The sequence below is a fragment of the Burkholderia sp. SIMBA_062 genome, assembly GCF_046534765.1.
GTDB lineage: Bacteria > Pseudomonadota > Gammaproteobacteria > Burkholderiales > Burkholderiaceae > Burkholderia > Burkholderia ambifaria.
On the sequence record NZ_JAWRYD010000638.1, the window covers coordinates 1 to 235 of the forward strand.

At 54.9% G+C, this 235-nt stretch carries 1 protein-coding gene; it reads left to right on the forward strand.

The window, feature by feature from the left end; all coding sequences use genetic code 11:
• Nucleotides 1–42: 42 nt before the first annotated feature.
• Nucleotides 43–235 (forward strand): PAS domain-containing protein (locus SB786_RS37745; protein ID WP_410731778.1); only part of this gene is annotated, 193 nt, incomplete at its 3' end.

Consider the following 235-nt stretch of genomic DNA (forward strand, 5'->3'; position numbering starts at 1 on the left):
GACATTGAGTAACGACGCTCTGCAGAAGCTGAGCGCGACAGGATGTCAGCGTTACTCCGAACTTTTACCGCTGCAGTGCCTGGCGTTGTCTATGCCAAAGACTTGGAGGGCCGGCTCCTTGTGGCGAACCATGGAGCAACCCAGCTCATCGGCAAGTCGCCAGAATTCTACTTGGGCAAAACCGACTTAGAGTTTCTGGAAGACAAGGCTCAGGCGCGCCAGATCATGGAAACTG